Source organism: Caballeronia sp. ATUFL_F1_KS39 (assembly GCF_023630985.1).
Lineage (GTDB): Bacteria > Pseudomonadota > Gammaproteobacteria > Burkholderiales > Burkholderiaceae > Caballeronia > Caballeronia zhejiangensis.
Genome location: NZ_JALQDZ010000012.1, coordinates 49,375 through 64,857 on the forward strand (window position 1 = coordinate 49,375; position 15,483 = coordinate 64,857).

The following is a 15,483-nucleotide window of genomic DNA, read 5'->3' on the forward strand; positions in this document are numbered from 1 at the left end:
GCGCCATGGCGTGCGGAACACGAATAAGCCAGGAAAACCAGCAGGGAGACCTACGGAAGAAAAGCGGAAGGTGACGAGCCCGACCCTCGGCACTGGTGGAAAGCGGCTGTGGCTGCTTCGTTCCCGACCTGACCAGGTTGACCGCGCCACCATGCGAGGAGGCCCGTCACGTTGAATTGTACCACGGGGTCGGGCGCAGCCGGAAGGCGTCGGCGAAACGCACGCCCTTCCGAGCCCCTCTTGTGCTTCGTATTTTCGGCCTCAGATGCGCCCTATCAGCATCCGGCAACGGATAGCGAATTAGGCTAAGATGACACGTGAATTACTTGGAAGTGGTGCATTTCGCCCTTCCGCGGATCATTCGCCGCCGTTCGCGGTTCATTCTGGCGCACGGCGCGCGGGCCGAAGTCCGGCCCGTTGGTGACGAAAATTTTTTCGGTTTTGGTGTATCGTGGCGAGCATTCAAACGCGGGCCTCGATTCAATAGAGGTATTCAGACAATGAGCGAATCAATCAAGCACATCAGCGACGCTTCTTTCGAACAGGATGTCGTCAAGTCGGATAAACCTGTCCTGCTCGATTTCTGGGCTGAGTGGTGCGGTCCGTGCAAGATGATTGCCCCGATCCTCGACGAAGTCGCGAAGGATTACGGCGATCGCCTGCAGATCGCGAAGATCAACGTGGACGAACATCAGTCGACGCCCGTGAAGTTCGGCGTGCGCGGCATTCCCACGCTGATTCTCTTCAAGAACGGCGCAGTGGCCGCGCAGAAAGTCGGCGCATTGTCCAAGTCGCAACTGACCGCGTTCCTCGACAGCAACCTGTAACGGCATCACCGGCGAGCGGCGGCATCTCCCGTCGCTCGCGTCTGCATCGACGACACGCCAGGGCGTGGTGCCGATGCAGCCGATGTTGTCACGCGACAACATCGGCCGACAAGCCCCGCCCAAAGCCCACCCGAGGCCGCTGTGGCGTGTGCTATGCTAGAATCACAAGAGTTCAAGAAGTATTAAGTCTCGAGCGGTTCCGCTCACCTCTTCTCCCAAATCTTTCTGTCGCACCTCTCTCCCCGGCGGGAAATCCGTATGCATTTATCCGAGCTCAAGTCTCAGCACGTCTCCGCACTGATCGAGATGGCCAACGGCCTCGAAATCGAAAATGCGAACCGCCTGCGCAAGCAGGAATTGATGTTCGCGATTCTTAAAAAGCGCGCCAAGGGCGGCGACACGATTTTCGGCGACGGCACGCTCGAAGTGCTGCCCGACGGCTTCGGCTTTCTGCGCTCGCCCGAGACGTCGTATCTCGCGAGCACGGACGACATCTATATCAGCCCGTCGCAAATCCGCCGCTTCAATCTGCACACCGGCGACACGATCGAAGGCGAAGTCCGCACGCCGAAGGACGGCGAGCGCTATTTCGCGCTCGTGAAGGTGGACAAAGTCAACGGGCAGCCGCCCGAGGCCTCGAAACACAAGATCATGTTCGAGAACCTCACGCCGCTGCATCCGAACAAGCCGCTGCCGCTCGAACGCGAAATGCGCGGCGAGGAAAACGTCACGGGCCGGATCATCGACATGATCTCGCCGATCGGCAAGGGCCAGCGCGGCCTGCTCGTCGCATCGCCGAAGTCGGGTAAAACCGTGATGCTGCAGCACATCGCGCATGCGGTGAAGGCGAATCATCCGGACGTCATCCTGTTCGTGCTGCTCATCGACGAACGCCCGGAAGAAGTCACTGAAATGCAGCGCTCGGTGCGCGGCGAAGTCATCGCATCGACATTCGACGAACCGGCCGCGCGTCACGTTCAAGTGGCCGAAATGGTCATCGAGAAGGCGAAGCGTCTCGTCGAAATGAAGCATGACGTCGTGATTCTGCTCGACTCGATCACGCGTCTCGCGCGCGCCTACAACACGGTCGTGCCGGCATCGGGCAAGGTGCTGACGGGCGGTGTCGACGCCAACGCGCTGCAGCGTCCGAAGCGCTTCTTCGGCGCCGCGCGCAACATCGAGGAAGGCGGCTCGCTCACGATCATCGGCACGGCGCTCATCGAAACGGGCAGCCGCATGGACGACGTGATCTACGAAGAGTTCAAGGGCACCGGCAACATGGAAGTGCACCTCGAGCGCCGCCTCGCGGAAAAGCGCGTCTATCCGTCGATCAATCTGAACAAGTCGGGCACGCGTCGCGAGGAATTGCTCATCAAGCCCGATCTGCTGCAGAAGGTTTGGGTGCTGCGCAAGTTCATTCACGACATGGACGAAGTCGAAGCGATGGAATTCCTGCTCGACAAGATCCGTCAGACGAAGAACAACGCCGAGTTCTTCGACATGATGCGCCGCGGCGGAGGCTGATCTCCGTCCCGCTTCGCTGCTTCGGAACAGAAAACCGCCTGCATCGTCAGGCGGTTTTTTATTGGGGCCGTGCGTACAATCCGCAACTAGTTCAGTCTTCCGATTCAACGCATGGCCAACCTCTTCTCCCGCTGGTTCGGCGCGCAACGCCGCGAGCGCGCGCTGCGCAAATACGCGATCGACGACGCGCTCTGGCAACGCACGCTCGACACGTATCCGTGCTTCGGACATCTGGACGCCAGCGACCTCGCGCGTCTGCGCGAAACCGCGAGCCTTTTCATCGCGCAGAAGGAATTCTCGACGGCGCACGATCTCGAACTGACGGATCAGATGATCGTATCGATCGCCGCGCAGGCCTGTCTGCCGGTGCTCAATCTCGATCTCGATTTGTATCGCGGCTGGGTCGGTGTGATCGTGTATCCGGGCGAGTTCATCATCCGCAAAACCGTGGAGGACGAAGACGGCGTCGTGCACGAAGTCGAGCACGATGCGAGCGGCGAAGCGTGGGAAGGCGGCCCGGTCGTCCTGTCGTGGGAAGACGCGCAGATGGCCGACGGATCGGACGCCTACAACGTCGTCATCCACGAATTCGCGCACAAGATCGACATGGTGACGGGCGAGGCCGACGGTCATCCGCCGCTTTACCGGCGCTGGCACGCGCCGCTCGATTCGACCACGTGGTCCGACATTTTCGACAACGCCTATGACCAGTTCTGCGCACGCGTCGATGCGGTGCCGGAGCGCCGCTGGGCGCGGTTCGAACGCGACTCGCTGATCGATCCTTACGCGACCGATCATCCGTCGGAATTCTTCGCGGTGTGCAGCGAGGCGCTTTTCGTGACGCCGAAGCTGTTCGAAGCCGAATATCCCGAGCTTTACCGGCTGCTCGCGCGCTATTACCGGCAAGACCCGGCGGGCGTTGGGGCGCTCGTCGCGCCGGCTGCATGAGTTGCGCCGCGGCCTCCGAAAAAGATGTCAACCGACTGATTTTCTGGCATAATCGCCCTTTTTTCGACCCTAGGCAAGTGACTCGCGCGGCACTAAAAAACGAGTGCAACGGGTTGGCTACCGCCAGATACCAGGAAAGACCATGAAAGAAGGCATTCACCCGGATTACCGCGAAGTCCTGTTCGTCGACATGTCGAACGACTTCAAGTTCGTGACCCGCTCGACCATCCAGACGCGCGAAACCGCCGAATTCAACGGCAAGACCTACCCGCTCGCGAAAATCGAAGTGTCGTCGGAATCGCACCCGTTCTACACCGGTCAGCAAAAGATCATGGACACGGCGGGCCGCGTCGAGAAGTTCAACAACAAGTTCGCGCGCTTCTCCACCAAGAAGTAAGTCGGGCTTCGGCTTCAGCGAAAAGGGCAGCTTCGGCTGCCCTTTTTTGTCGCCGGCAGCTTGGCGCATGCCACCGCACCGCCCTTGCTGCATCCGGCATGCATTGTTGCGCGGGTTACGGCGAGCTTCGATGAACCGCCCTTTACGCCGCCGCGCGACTACAATGCCGGTTGCTTTGGCCCCGTCGCGCATCCAGCGCGAATCAGCGGGCCGCTCTCCATCAAGCCTTCACGCATGCGATCTGTCGTTCGTCTGACCGCCTCCGCCACCAGCGCCCTGCCGCGCTGGCTTCTGCTCGCCATCTGCATCACCTATGCGTCGTTCGGGCTGTTCGGCCGCGATCCGTGGAAGAACGAAGATGCGGGCGGCTTCGGCGTCATGTGGACGATGGCCAATGGCGACGCGCGCGACTGGCTGCTGCCTAACCTGGTCGGCAAGGCGCCGACCGCCGACGGCCCGCTGATGTACTGGCTCGGCGCATCGGCGATTCGGCTTTTGAGTCCGTGGGTCGATGCGAGCAACGCATCGCGCGTGGTCACCGGCCTGCTCTTCTGTCTCGCCTGCGCGTTCGTCTGGTATTCGGCCTATCTGCTCGGACGGCGCGACGAGGCCCAGCCCTTCAAATACGCGTTCGGCGGCGAACCGGAGCCGCGCGACTACGGCCGCACGCTCGCCGATGGCGCACTGCTGATTCTGCTCGCGTGCTTCGGACTCGCCGAGCGCGGCCACGAGACCACGCCGCAGCTTGCGCAGTTCGCCGGCACCGCGATGCTCCTCTACGGCCTCGTGCGCAGCCTCGACAAGCCGATCCACGGCGGTCTCGTGTGGGGCGCGGCGCTTGGCGTAGTCGGCCTGTCGAGCTCGCCGGTGCTCGTCTTCGCGCTGTTGCTCTGCACGCTCGCGATGACGATCGTCGTCAAACAAATCCGCTCCGCGCCGCTCCTGATCTTCGGGCTGCCGGTCGCGATCCTGCTGATCGGCGCATGGGTGCTGCCGACACTGCATTACTTCCCGGATGACGGCGAATGGTGGCTGCGCCAATGGTGGCGCAACAGCTTCTCGTTCTTCTCCGGCACGCCCGGTTCGATATTCGGCTACGCGATCAAGAACCTGCCGCTCTTCACGTGGCCCGCGTGGCCGCTCGCGGTGTGGGCGTTCGTCAGTTGGGGCGGACTGCGCCGCTCGCCGCACGTCGGCGTGCCGCTGTCGATCATCGGGCCGCTGCTCGTGCTGGTCGTGCTGCAGGCGCACGAGACCAACCGGCTCTTCATGCTGCTTCTGCCGCCGCTTTCGGTGCTCGCGACGTTCGCGCTGCCTACCCTCAAGCGCGGCGCGATCAACGCGATCGACTGGTTCGCGATGCTGAGTTTCACGATCATCGGCTCGCTGGTGTGGCTCGTGTGGACCGCCGGCATGTTCGGCTTCCCCTCGGCGATGGCCCGCAATCTCGCGCGTCTCGCTCCGGGTTTCCATCCCGAGTTCAAGCTGATTTCCTTTGTGTGCGCGGTGGCCGTGACCGTCTGCTGGTTCCTGCTCGCGCGCTGGCGGCTCGCCCGTCATCCGAAGGTGCTGTGGCGCAGCGTCGTGCTGTCGAGTGCGGGCACCACGCTCATGTGGGTCCTGCTCATGACGCTGTGGCTGCCGGTCGTGAACTACAGCCGGACGTATCGCGACGTGGCCGAGCAAATCGCCGATCATCTGCCGCCCGACTACACCTGCATCTCGCCCGTACGCCTCGGCGACGCGCAGATCGCCACCTTCGCGTATTTCGGCGGCATGCATTTCGCGTTCGATGAGGATTGCGATGTGATCCTGCGCCAGGATCCGGCCGATTACGGCGAGCCGTCGTCGATGTCGGCGTTCCAGTGGAAGCTCGTCTGGGAAGGCCGGCGCGTCGCCGACCGCGACGAGCGGTTCCGTCTCTACGTGCGCATCGAGCGTCCCGTGCCGCCGGCGAAGAAACCGCTGCGCCCGAAGAGCCTGCGCCGCGCGCAGTAATACGATGCGCGCGATACCGACTTCCGCGAGTACGACCGGCATGCTGAGCGATGTGCGCAAGATCGCCGCGCTCGCCTGGCCGGTGCTGATCGGCCAGCTCGCGGTGATCGCGTTCGGCGTGATCGACACCGCGATGGTCGGCCGCTTCTCCGCCACCGATCTCGCCGCGCTCGGTCTCGGCGGTTCCGTCTATATCTCGGTGTATATCGGCCTGACGGGCATTCTCGTCGCACTGCAGCCGATCGCCGGCCAGCTCTTCGGCGCGGGCCGCGAAAGCGAAATCGGCGAAGAGACGCGTCAGGCGTTCTGGCTCGCCGCCGCGCTCGCCGTGATCGGCTTCGTGCTGCTGTTCCATCCCGAGCCGCTTCTGTCGCTCGCCAAGACGCCGCCCGCGCTGCACGACCGCACCGTCGACTATCTGCGCATTCTGTCGTTCGGCCTGCCCGCGAGCCTCGCGTTTCGCGTCTACAGCTCGCTCACGAACGCGGTCGGCAAGCCGCGCCTCGTGATGTTCCTGCAGGTCGGCGGCCTGCTGCTCAAGTTTCCACTCAACACGTGGTTCATCTTCGGCGGATTCGGCGTGCCGGCGCTGGGCGGTCCGGGTTGCGCGCTCGCGAGCACGCTCATCAACTGGGTGCTGGCGGCGGTCGGCATGACGGTGCTCCTCAAGGTCGAGTTCTTCCGCCCGTTCGCCATCTTCTCGCACTTCTGCTGGCCGGTCTGGCGGCGTCAGCTCGCGCTTCTGCGGCTCGGCATTCCGATGGGCCTCTCGTATCTGATCGAAGTCACGTCGTACACGTTCATGGCGCTCTTTATCTCGCGCTTCGGCACGACGACGCTCGCCGGTCATCAGATCGCGGGCAATCTCGGCGCGGTGCTGTACATGACGCCGCTCGCGATCGGCATCGCGTCGTCGACGCTCGTGTCGCAGGCGCTCGGCGCGCAACGCTACGACGACGCCCGCTCCATCTCGCGTCACGGCATCGGCATAGCGTGCGTGCTCGCGCTCGTGTACGGCGTGCTCCTGCTCGCGGCGCGTCCGCTCGTGATCGCTGCCTACACACCCGATGCGAACGTGATCGCGGCCGCGATGCCGCTCGTGCTCATCATCTTCTTCTATCACTTCTGCGATGCGCTGCAGATCACCACCGCGTTCATCCTGCGCGCATACAAGGTGACGCTCGTGCCGACCGTGATCTACGCGATCGCGCTATGGGGCATCGGGCTAGGCGGCGGTTATCTGCTCGGCTTCGATGTCGGCGGCGGCGTGCCCGAATGGCTGCAGGGCGCGCGCGGCTTCTGGATCGCGAATTCGGCGAGCCTCGGCGTCGCGGGCGTCGGCTTGTTCGTGTATTGGCGGCGCGTGAGTTCGCGGCATCTGCCGAACGTGCACGCAGATTGATCTTCCGTTAAAAAGCGTCGCCCGAGCGCAGCCGACGAAAGATCGACGTAAGGCTCCAGTAGAATTTCGCGTCGAGGAAAACTCGGAGCGAGTGGATGAGCCGCATAACAACGTCACAAAAAAAATGGATTCTGGCCGCAACCACGCTGATCGCCGCGTTGGGATCAAGCGCCGCGCTTCATCGGGCCGATGCCGCGCGCATCACGAGCGTGTCGCCGCAAGGCAAGGTCGCGCAAGTGCGGCAGGTCGTCGCCAAGTTCGACGAACCGATGACCGCCTTCGGCAATGCGGCCGCCGCCGCGCCCGGCAAGATCGCCTGTAGCGGCGCGGGCGCATCGGCTACCGCGGGCTCGGGCCGCTGGATCGACGCCCAGACCTGGGCCTTCGACTTCGAGCACGATCTGCCGCCCGGCGTGCGCTGCGCGCTCGATCTCTCGGACACCCTCAAATCCACGGCCGGCAACGCGCTTTCCGGCCCGCGCCACTTCGCGTTCCAGACGGGCGGACCGTTCGTCACACGCATCATGCCGGGCTACGGCGACATCGAAGAAAATCAGGCCTTCGTGCTGCGTCTGAACGGCCCGGCGACGCAGGCGTCCGTGCTGCAGCATGTCTGGTGCGAATCGAGCGCGCTCGGCAATCGCATTCCGGTCCGCGCCGTCGACGACGCCACGCGCGCCGCGCTGCTCAAACACTTCCGCCTGGAGAAAGAGAGCGATCGCGTACTGACGCTCGCGTGCCAGCAAACGTTGCCGTCCGCGACGAAAATGCAGCTCGTGTACGGCACGGGCGTGACGGGACCGAGCGGCATCGCCAATGACGTCGAGAAGCGCTTCAACTTCGACGTGCGCAAGCCCTTCACCGCCGGTTTCTCCTGCGAGCGCGAAAACGCCAACGCACCGTGCACGCCGCTGCGGCCGATGCGCCTCACGTTCTCCGCGCCGATCAGCCGCGCCGATGCGCAGAAGTTCGCACTGCGCGGTCCGAAAGGAAGCGCCGCGCCTTACTTCGATCCTAGCGACAAGGATGCGGAAGTGAGCGGCATCGAGTTCGCCGCGCCGCTGCCCGAGCGCGCCAGTCTCACCGTCGAGGCGCCCGCGAATCTGAAAGACGTGAGCGGCCGCACGCTCGCCAACGCCGACCTTTTCCCGCTCAAGACCGCGACCGCCGCGATGCCGCCGCTCGCGAAATTCTCGTCGGGCACGTTCGGCATCATCGAGCGATTCGCGGAACCCGGCATGCCCGCGATGCTGCCGGTCACGCTGCGTCATGTCGAAGCGGACCTGCATGTGCAAGGGCTCCATTCGGGCACGTCGCAGATCACGAAGCTCAAGCTCGACGCCGACACGGACATCCGCGAGTGGATGCGCGCCGTCGACATGTTCGACGGCGTCTCGATGTCGCGCTCGTCCATCGAAAAGCTCATGCCCGCGATGCTGAACAACGGTATCGAGCCGGTCATCATCCCGAACAGCGACGGCTCGGTGTCGAACGATCCGCAAATCGACATTCGTTCGCTGTCGATGCTCGCGAAACAGCGCGGCGTCGAAACCCTCGCCTTGCCCGCCGCCGATCCGAAAGCGCTGCGTCCGTTCGAAGTCGTCGGCATTCCGCTGACAAAGCCGGGCTTCTATGTCGTCGAACTGAGTTCGCCGGCGCTCGGCGCATCGCTGCTCGACAAGAATCAGGCGATGTACGTGCGAACGTCGGTGCTCATCACCAATCTCGGCGTGCATTTCAAAGAGGGACGCGAGAACAGCGTCGTCTGGGTCACGACGCTCGACAAGGGCAAGCCCGTCGCGAACGCCGACGTGCGCGTCACCGACTGCAACGGCGATGAAATCGCCACCGCGAAAACCGATGCGCAAGGCATCGCGAAAATCGGCAAGCCGCTCGCGTCCGTGCGCCGATGCAACGAGCGCAGTCTCGCGTGGGGCGGCTTTTTCGTGTCCGCGCGCGTGAACGATCCCGTGAGCGGTCCGGACATGGCGTTCGTGACATCGGACTGGGATCGCGGCATCGAATCGTGGCGCTTCAACGTGCCGACCGACATGAGCGCGGCGCGCACGACGCGCGCGCATACGGTGTTCGACCGCACGCTGCTGCGCGCGGGCGAAACCGTATCCATGAAGCACCTGCTGCGCGTGCAAACGCTCGGCGGCTTCGCGTTTCCGAAGAGCTATCCAACGCGCGTGACGATCCGGCACGTCGGCAGCGGACAGACGTGGCATTTGCCGCTCAAATGGGCCGCCGATCACAGCGCCGATTCGACCTTCGCCGTGCCCGCCGCCGCGAAGCTCGGCGAATACAGCGTGTCGCTCGACAACGGCACAGCTTCATCCGACGACGATAGCGGCAACGCCAACGACAACGACAACCCGGTGACGCAGTCGTACGGAGCCGGCAGCTTCCGCGTGGAGGAATTCCGCCTGCCGGTGTTCAAAGGCTCGATCACGGCCGGCGAGGCCAAAGCGTCCGGTCTCGTCGCGGCGCAGGAAGCGCCGGTCGCGGTGCGGCTCGAATACGTGCAGGGCGGACCGGCATCGAATCTGCCGGTGCAGGTTTCCGCGCTCGTGCGCGATGCCGCGCCGCCCTTCGCTTCGCAATACGAAGCGTTCACTTTCGCACCTTACCGCAAGCCGACGGACGACGGCGCGAGCGCGCCCGCCGAAGACGAAGACAGCGAGCAGGAAGACCACGCGACGACGAAGCTCGTCGCCGACAAGCTGCGCGTCACGCTCGATCGCGAAGGCGCCGGCAAGGTCACGATCAAGCCGCTGCCGGCGCTCGAATCGCCGAAGCGTCTCACGCTCGAAGCGAGCTTCGCCGATCCGAACGGCGAGATTCAGACGATCAGCGGCGGCACGACGCTGTGGCCCGCCGACGTCGCGGTCGGCGTGAAAGCGGGACATTGGGTATCGGTCGGCGGCGCGCTGCCGGTGCAGGCGATCGCGCTAGATCTGCAGGGCAAGCCGCGCGCGGGCGTGTCGGTGGAGATCAAGGCCGTCGCTCGCGTAATGTCGAGCTCGAGAAAGCGCATGGTCGGCGGCTTCTACGCTTACGACAACCACACGGAAATCAAGGATCTCGGCACGCTGTGCAGCGGCAAGAGCGACGATCACGGCATCGTCTCGTGCGATGCGAAGCTGAAGGATGCCGGCAATGTCGATGTCATCGCGATCGCGAAAGACGGCGACGGCCGCGCGGCCAACGCGAGTACGTCCGTGTGGGTCACGCGCGCGGACGAGCTGTGGTTCGGCGGCGAGAACACTGACCGCATCGACGTGCTGCCGGAAAAGACGAGTTACGAGCCCGGCGAAACCGCGCGCTTCCAGGTCCGCATGCCGTTCCGCTCCGCGACGGCGCTCGTCGCCGTCGAGCGCGAGGGCATCGTCGAGACGCGAGTCGTCGAACTGAACGGCACCGATCCGAGCGTCGAGCTGAAAATCGAAGCGTCGTGGGCGCCGAACGTGTACGTGTCGGTGCTCGCGTTGCGCGGACGCATCCGCGAAGTGCCGTGGTATTCCTTCTTCACTTGGGGATGGAAGGCGCCGGTCGAATGGGCGCGCGCGTTCTGGTACGAAGGCCGTCAGTATCAGGCGCCGACGCCGCTCGTCGATTTGAGCAAGCCCGCGTTCCGCTACGGGCTGGCGTCGATCAAGGTCGGCACGGCGGCGCACAGGCTCGCGGTCAGCGTGAGTCCGGATGCGAAGTCGTACACCGTGCGAGGCAAGGCGCACGTCAAGGTGAAAGTCGCGCTGCCCGATGGCAAGCCCGCGCCCGCGGGCACGCAGATCGCCGTCGCGGCCGTCGATGAAGCCTTGCTCGAACTGATGCCGAATCGAAGCTGGGACGTGCTCGACGCGATGCTCGAACGGCGCGCGTACGGCGTCCAGACGGCGACCGCGCAGATGGAGATCGTCGGGCGGCGGCACTTCGGGCGCAAGGCGGTGCCTGCGGGCGGCGGCGGCGGACACAGCGCGACGCGCGAACTGTTCGACACGCTGCTGCTGTGGAATCCGCGCGTCACGCTCGATGCCAAAGGCGAAGCGACCATCGACGTTCCGCTGAACGACGCGCTCACGCGCTTTCGCATCGTCGCGGTGGCGGCGGTCGGGGCGGGACAGTTCGGCACCGGCAGCGCATCGATTCAGAGCACGCAGGACTTGCAACTGATATCGGGATTGCCGCCGCTCGTGCGTGTCGGCGATTCGTTCCGCGCGCAGTTCACGCTGCGCAACACGACCGCGCGGACGATGCGCGTCGTCATCACGCCGCATGCCGGCGCGCTGGCGCTCGATGCGCGCACGGTCGAGCTTGCGCCGGAATCGTCGCAGGAAGTCGCGTGGGAGGTCACGACGCCCGATGTGCTCGGCGCGAATTCATCCGCAGCGTTGGAATGGAACGTGACCGCGTCCGAACAGGCCGGACCCAGGGCGAGCGATGCCGTCAAACTGACGCAGAAAGTCGTCGCGGCGATTCCCGTCAATGTCCAGCAGGCGACCCTCGCGCAAGTCGACGGCACGCTCACGCTGCCCGTCGCGCCGCCCGCCGATGCAATCAAGTCGAGCGACGGCGCCGTGCGCGGCGGCATCGCGGTGTCGTTGCAATCGAAGCTCGCCGAAGGACTGCCCGGCGTGCGTCGCTGGTTCGAGCGCTATCCGTACAGTTGCCTCGAACAGCAGACTTCGCGCGCGCTCGGCCTGATGGACGCAGCGCTTTGGCAAGGCGTGCTCGCGCGGATGCCGTCGTATCTCGATCGCGACGGCCTCGCGAACTACTTCCCGCCCGCCGACGACGAGCGCCCGACCGGCAGCCCCGCCCTCACGGCCTATCTGCTCGCCGTCACCGATGAAGCCGCGAAGCAGGATCGCCGTTTCGCGCTGCCCGACGATCTGCGCAATCAGATGGCGGCGGGCCTCGCGAATTTCGTCGACGGCAAGCTCGAGCGCAAGTTCTGGGCGCCGCGCAACGATCTCGACGATAGGAAGCTCGCCGCGATCGAAGCGCTCTCGCGCTATGGCCTTGCACAGCCGCGCATGCTCGGCTCGATCACGGTCGCGCCGGATCAGTGGCCGACATCGGCGGTGCTGGACTACTACGCAATCCTGTCGCGCGTCGACGGCATTCCGAATCGCGACGAGAAGCGTGCGCAGGCGGAGCAGATCATTCGCGCGCGTCTGACGTATCAGGGCACGCGACTCACGTTCTCGACCGAGCGCGACGACGATCTCTGGTGGCTCATGACCGGCACGGAAACCAACGCCGCGCGCACCGCGCTCATCTTCGCGGATGCGCCCGGCTGGAAGGACGAAATGCCGCGCGTCGTCGCGGGCCTGCTCGCGTTGCAGAAGCACGGCGCGTGGCAAACGACGACCGCCAATCTGTGGGGCGCGCTCGCCGTCGGCCGATTCTCGCAACTCTTCGAGAGCACGCCGGTGACGGGTCACGCGTCGATCCAGCTGGGCGCATCGGCGCAAAGCGTGAATTGGAGCGCCGCTGTCATGTCCACGCCCGCGCCCGCCTCGGCCACGCCCGCGACGAAGAACGCGAACGCGCGCAGCGTGATGCTGCCGTGGAGCAGCGGTTCGCTCACGCTCTCGCAGGACGGCACGGGCAAGCCGTGGGCGACGATCGAAAGTCTCGCGGCTGTCGCGTTGAAGGCGCCGTTCGCGGCGGGCTATCGCATCGCGAAAACCGTCACGCCGATCGATCCCGCCGTGAAAGGCGTGCTGTCGCGCGGCGATATCGTCCGCGTGCATCTCGACATCGACGCGCAAAGCGACATGACGTGGGTCGTCGTCAACGATCCGATTCCCGCGGGCGCGACGATCCTCGGCTCCGGTCTCGGACGCGATTCCGCTGCGGCGACCGAAGGCGAGAAGCGGGATGACGGCGCGTGGCCCGCGTTCGTCGAGCGTGGCTTCGATGGTTATCGCGCGTATTACGACTATCTGCCGAAGGGCAAGCTGAGCGTCGAATACACGATGCGCCTGAACAATCCGGGCACGTTCGGCCTGCCGCCGACGCGCGTCGAAGCGCTCTACGCGCCGTCGGCGTTCGGCGCGCTGCCGAATGCGCCGGTGGTCGTCAAGCCGCTCGCCGCGAAGTGATCCGATGAAACGCGCCGCCTGCCTTCTGATCGCATGCGCGCTATCGATGCCGGCGCAGGCGCAGCCGGGCTTCGACGAAGTGCGCGCGAACTGGCGCAGCTCCGACTGGGTGCTGCTCTCGCGCGACGGCGAGCCGCTCGCGCGCACGCGCGTCGACAAGAGCGCGCGGCGCGGCGACTGGATCGCGTTGTCCGACGTGTCGCCCGCCTTGCGCGAAGCGATCGTCGTATCGGAGGACAGGCGTTTCTACGAGCACGCGGGCGTCGACTGGCGCGGCGCCGCGGCAGCCGCGTGGGGCAATTTGTGGAACACGCGTACGCGCGGTGCATCGACGGTGACGATGCAACTCACCGGTCTCATCGACGATGACGGCAAGCGCGCCGGCCGCCGTTCGATCGGCGAAAAGGCCGGGCAGACAATCGGCGCGCTGTGGCTCGAACGCACCTGGCGCAAGGATCAGATTCTCGAGGCGTATCTGAATCTCGTGCCGTTTCGCGGCGAGATCGTCGGGTTGTCGGCGCTATCGCAGACGCTGTTCGGCAAGGCGCCTTCCGGTCTCGACGAACGCGAGTCGGCGCTCGCCGCCGCGCTGGTGCGCGCGCCGAACGCGCCCTTTGCGAAGGTCGCCGCGCGCGCGTGCGTGATTCTGCGCGACATGCAGACGCTGCACGGCGTCGCGCAGAGCGTCGATCCGTGCATCAATCTCGACAGCTACGTGCAGCTCACGTTGACCCGCACCGCGTCCGCGCCCGCCTTCGCTCAGGGCGACGACGCACTCGCGCCGCATCTCGCGCGACGCATCGCGGGCGAAGTGCATCCGAAGGCCGGCGCGCGCGTGCGCTCCACGCTCGACGCGCGCCTGCAACGCTTCGCCCGCGATACGCTCGCCCGCACGCTCGCCGAACTGAACGCGCGCGCGCATCCGCGCAATGTGCACGACGCGGCGGCCATCGTGATCGACAATCGTTCGGGCGACGTGCTCGCGTGGGTCGGCTCGGCGGGCGGCCTGTCGAACGCGCCGGAAGTCGACGCCGTGCTCTCGGCACGTCAGGCCGGCTCGACGCTCAAGCCCTTTCTGTATGCGCAGGCGATCGACGAAAAGCGCGTCACCGCCGCCACGCTGCTCGACGACGCGCCGCTCGATCTCGCGACCGGCGGCGGCCTCTACATTCCGCAAAACTACGATCACGACTTCAAGGGCTGGGTAAGCGTGCGAACCGCGCTCGGCTCGTCGCTCAACGTGCCGGCGGTGCGTACGCTCGTGATGGTCACGCCGCATCGCTTCGCGAAGACGCTCGTCGCGCTCGGGCTGCCTTTGTCGCAAGCTGGCGATTACTATGGCTTTTCCCTCGCGCTCGGCAGCGCGGACGTGACGCTGGCGACGCTCGCCAACGCGTATCGCACGTTCGCGAACGGCGGCGTCGCACAGCCCTTCTTCGATCTCGCGGACCATCGGCCGGCGCAGGCGGGCACGCGCGTCTTCAGCCCGGAAGCGAGCTTCATCGTCACCGACATCCTCGCGGACAACAACGCACGCACGCGCACGTTCGGCTTCGACAGCGTGCTCGCCACGCGCACCTTCAGCGCCGTTAAAACCGGCACCAGCAAGGACATGCGCGACAACTGGGCGATCGGTTTCACATCGCGCTACACCGTGGGCGTCTGGGTCGGCAATGCCGACGGCGCGCCGATGTGGGACGTTTCGGGCGTGACGGGCGCGGCGCCGGCGTGGAACGCGATCGTCAACTATCTGAACCGGCGATCGGATAGCCGCGCGCCGCAAGCGCCATCGGGCGTCGTGACGACGCGCGTCACGTATCAGAACGACATCGAACCGGCGCGCAGCGAGTGGTTCGTGCGCGGCACGCAGATGAGCGCCATCGGTCTCACGGCGAACGCGGCGCAGGCGGCGCGCGGCGCGAACGCCGACGCGCGGGCCGCACGCATCGGCGCACCGACGGACGGCACGATCTTCGCGCTCGACCCTGACATTCCGCCGGCGCGTCAGCGCGTGTGGTTCACCCGCGTGGACGGCAGCGCGCGCCTCGCGTGGCGGCTCGACGGCAAACCCTACGGTCACGACGCCCGAGCGGCATGGCTGCCGTGGCCGGGCCGACATGTGCTCGAACTGGTCGATGCAAAAGGCGAAGTCGTCGATAAAGTCGGCTTCGAGGTCCGCGGCGCTTTCGCGAAGACGTCCGCGCGCACATCGAAGTGATGCGCGCACGCCCGCTAAAACAGCGACGTCATCCGTGCAGCGTTTTGCAACGTTAA

General features: G+C 65.4%; 8 protein-coding genes and 1 other RNA gene. 8 read left to right on the forward strand and 1 reads right to left on the reverse strand.

Annotation, left to right across the window (positions count from 1 at the left end; genetic code table 11):
• Positions 1-69: 69 nt before the first annotated feature.
• Positions 70-168: signal recognition particle sRNA small type (gene ffs, locus NCR93_RS07970), an RNA gene on the reverse strand.
• A gap of 332 nt (positions 169-500) precedes the next feature.
• Here ffs and trxA point away from each other — a divergent pair.
• From trxA to pbpC, 8 genes are all read left to right on the forward strand, one after another.
• Positions 501-827 carry a thioredoxin TrxA gene (gene trxA / locus NCR93_RS07975; RefSeq protein WP_008349330.1) on the forward strand — a complete coding sequence of 109 codons (327 nt, stop codon included), beginning with the start codon at positions 501-503 and terminating at the stop codon, positions 825-827.
• A gap of 258 nt (positions 828-1,085) precedes the next feature.
• The gene (gene rho / locus NCR93_RS07980) at positions 1,086-2,351 is read left to right on the forward strand and encodes a transcription termination factor Rho (RefSeq protein WP_008349328.1); all 1,266 of its coding nucleotides are present in this window, start codon (positions 1,086-1,088) and stop codon (positions 2,349-2,351) included.
• A 111-nt stretch (positions 2,352-2,462) separates the two neighbouring features.
• The gene (locus NCR93_RS07985) at positions 2,463-3,299 is read left to right on the forward strand and encodes a M90 family metallopeptidase (protein ID WP_175982267.1); all 837 of its coding nucleotides are present in this window, start codon (positions 2,463-2,465) and stop codon (positions 3,297-3,299) included.
• 142 nt (positions 3,300-3,441) lie between these two features.
• Entirely contained in the window at positions 3,442-3,696 is a 255-nt protein-coding gene (locus NCR93_RS07990; protein ID WP_008349325.1) for a type B 50S ribosomal protein L31, read from the forward strand.
• 234 nt (positions 3,697-3,930) lie between these two features.
• Positions 3,931-5,694 carry an ArnT family glycosyltransferase gene (locus NCR93_RS07995; protein ID WP_008349322.1) on the forward strand — a complete coding sequence of 588 codons (1,764 nt, stop codon included), beginning with the start codon at positions 3,931-3,933 and terminating at the stop codon, positions 5,692-5,694.
• Positions 5,695-5,734: 40 nt separating this feature from the next.
• On the forward strand, positions 5,735-7,096 hold the full coding sequence (locus NCR93_RS08000) for an MATE family efflux transporter (RefSeq protein WP_175982268.1): 1,362 nt from the start codon (positions 5,735-5,737) through the stop codon (positions 7,094-7,096).
• A 95-nt stretch (positions 7,097-7,191) separates the two neighbouring features.
• Entirely contained in the window at positions 7,192-13,209 is a 6,018-nt protein-coding gene (locus NCR93_RS08005; RefSeq protein WP_175982269.1) for an alpha-2-macroglobulin family protein, read from the forward strand.
• A 4-nt stretch (positions 13,210-13,213) separates the two neighbouring features.
• Positions 13,214-15,427 (forward strand): penicillin-binding protein 1C, encoded by a 2,214-nt coding sequence (gene pbpC / locus NCR93_RS08010; RefSeq protein ID WP_175982270.1) that lies wholly within the window; start codon positions 13,214-13,216, stop codon positions 15,425-15,427.
• Positions 15,428-15,483: the final 56 nt, after the last annotated feature.